Source organism: Shimia sp. (assembly GCF_041624275.1).
Taxonomy (GTDB): domain Bacteria; phylum Pseudomonadota; class Alphaproteobacteria; order Rhodobacterales; family Rhodobacteraceae; genus Shimia.
Genome location: NZ_JBFJVE010000288.1, coordinates 1 through 2448, shown reverse-complemented (window position 1 = coordinate 2448; position 2448 = coordinate 1). Strand labels below are relative to the sequence as shown.

Below are 2448 nucleotides of genomic sequence, written 5' to 3'. Positions count from 1 at the left end.
CTTCTGGCTCTGCTGGCGCAGCACAGCAAGCCGGGCGGTCGCGGCGGACCTGGCGCTGCGGGCCCAATACCGGGCCACGGCCCTTTGATAGAGCCGCTGCACCAAGCTTGTCTTACCCTGCCCCATTCACATCCGTCTCCGCCGCCTCAACGTTTCCGAACCCGAAACAATGCACGAATTCCTCAACAATTACCTAGCGGATTGGCGGGGTGAAACAAACCTGCAATGCGCTGGCAGCGCGGTTTTTTTGCCACCGGCGCCCCGGCCGCTTCGGATCGGCGGCCCGCTCACATGGGCTTGTCCCGCTTCAGAAAACAGGGCACATCGGGGCGATGGACCGCTATCGCCCCCACGAACGGCTTGTTGCGCCGGCCCAACCGACTGCCGCGCCCGGATGGCTGGTGGCCGGCGTGGGGCTGATCCTTCTGGTGTTCATGGTTCTGAACCTGATCTATCTCTGGGTGCTGCAAGCGCTGCCCGATTGGCCGATGCTTCGGCATGAACTGTCCGATGGCACCACCCCCCGGGCGCTCTGGCTGATCCTGCTCGGCTTCCTGCCGCTTCTTGCCGCGCTGGCGCTGGTGCTGCGGGTGCTGCACCGGCGGCCGCTTTTCGGCCTGCTGGGCCCGCCGGGGCCCGCCTTGCGGGATTTCTGGCGCGTGACGCGCGCGCTGGCACTGCTGTTTGTCATCCTCGCTCTGCTGCCCTACCCAGATGCGCTCGCCCCGCAACAGCGCATTTCCCTTGGTGACTGGGCCGGGCTGATCCCGCTGTCGCTGGCGTTGATCCTGTTGCAGGTCGCGACCGAGGAACTGCTGTTTCGCGGCTATCTGCAAAGCCAGCTCGCGGCGCGGTTCCGGACACCGGTGATCTGGATGCTGGTGCCCGCGCTGCTGTTCGGCCTGTTGCATTTCGACCCCGCCACCTATGGCAGCAACGCGGTCTGGCTGGCCGGCTGGGCGGTGGTATTCGGACTTGCCGCAGCCGATCTGACGGCACGCAGCGGCACGCTCGGGCCGGCGCTGGCGCTGCACTTCGTCAACAACGTCAGCGCGCTGATGTGGAGCTCGATGCAGGGTCACTGGGACGGGCTGGCGCTTTTCGCACTGCCGTTTGGCCCCGGGAACACGGCGATGCTGGCCGGGCTCCTGCCGGTCGAGGGCCTGATGCTGCTCTGCGGCTGGCTGACGGCACGGATTGCCCTACGCCGCTGATTGCATTTCCTGACGTGGCGTCTTATCTGACAGGTGCCTGAAACTGCCTGTCGGCCGCGAAAAGGATTGCGCATGAACTGGATCACCAATTACGTCCGCCCCAGGATCAACTCGATCTTTTCCCGGCGCGAGACTCCGGACAATCTGTGGACCAAATGCGATGAATGCGGAACCATGCTGTTCCACCGCGAACTGAGCGGCAACCTCAACGTCTGCACCCAATGCGGCCATCACATGGCGATCACCGCGCGCGACCGTTTCACGGCGCTGTTCGACGGCGGCGCCTTTGCCGAGATCGAGGTGCCGACCCCGGTGGCCGACCCGTTGCAGTTCCGCGACCAGAAGAAATACCCCGACCGCATGAAGGGCGCCCAGAAGAAGACCGGCGAGAAGGAAGCGATGCTGGTCGCCGAAGGCGAGATCGGCCGCACCCCGATCATCGCCGCCTGCCAGAACTTCGCCTTCATGGGCGGCTCGATGGGCATGTATGTCGGCAATGCGATCATCACCGCCGCCGAACGGGCGGTCGAGATGAAGCGCCCGCTGATCCTGTTTTCGGCTGCCGGTGGCGCACGCATGCAGGAGGGCATCCTGTCGCTGATGCAGATGCCGCGCACCACGGTCGCGGTGCAGATGCTGAAAGAGGCCGGCCTGCCCTATATCGTCGTGCTCACCCACCCCACCACCGGCGGGGTCACGGCCTCTTATGCGATGCTCGGCGACGTCCAGATCGCCGAACCCAATGCGCTGATCTGTTTCGCCGGGCCGCGCGTCATCGAACAGACGATCCGCGAGAAACTGCCCGAGGGCTTCCAGCGCGCCGAATACCTGCTGGACCACGGCATGCTTGACCGGGTGACCCCGCGCACCCAGCTGCGCGAAGAGCTGATCACCATCACCCGCATGCTGCTGGGCCTGCCGCCGGCGGTGAAGGGCGATCTGCCCGCGCCGGACATGGCGCACAGGTCCGCACCCGAGGCCGCTTCGGACAGCGCGGCGGAAAAAGCGGCCGACCCGAAGTGAGCGCGCAGACATCGGATGCCATCCTCGCCCGGATGATGGCCCTCCACCCGAAGATCATCGACCTGACGCTGGACCGTGTCTGGCGCCTTCTCGAGGCGTTGGACAACCCGCAGGACCGGCTGCCCCCGGTGATCCATATCGCCGGCACCAATGGCAAGGGGTCGACCCAGGCGATGCTGCGCGCCGGGCTCGAGGGCATGGGCAAGGCGGT

General features: G+C 65.9%; 2 protein-coding genes and 1 pseudogene. All 3 read left to right on the top strand.

Annotated features, from left to right (window positions below; genetic code table 11):
- Positions 1 to 332: 332 nt before the first annotated feature.
- Positions 333 to 1214, top strand: a complete 882-nt coding sequence (locus ABZD10_RS15205; protein WP_372887809.1) for a lysostaphin resistance A-like protein — start codon at positions 333 to 335, stop codon at positions 1212 to 1214.
- Between the two features lie 72 nt (positions 1215 to 1286).
- On the top strand, positions 1287 to 2237 hold the full coding sequence (gene accD, locus ABZD10_RS15200; protein WP_372887807.1) for an acetyl-CoA carboxylase, carboxyltransferase subunit beta: 951 nt from the start codon (positions 1287 to 1289) through the stop codon (positions 2235 to 2237).
- Positions 2234 to 2448: pseudogene (locus tag ABZD10_RS15195) on the top strand (bifunctional folylpolyglutamate synthase/dihydrofolate synthase); the annotation flags it as partial. The gene accD and the pseudogene ABZD10_RS15195, both read left to right, overlap by 4 nt.

Coding starts and splice junctions, on each gene's coding strand:
- ABZD10_RS15205 (WP_372887809.1), top strand. CDS start 333: ATGGACCGCTATCGCCCCCACGAACGGCTTGTTGCGCCGGCCCAACCG.
- accD (WP_372887807.1), top strand. CDS start 1,287: ATGAACTGGATCACCAATTACGTCCGCCCCAGGATCAACTCGATCTTT.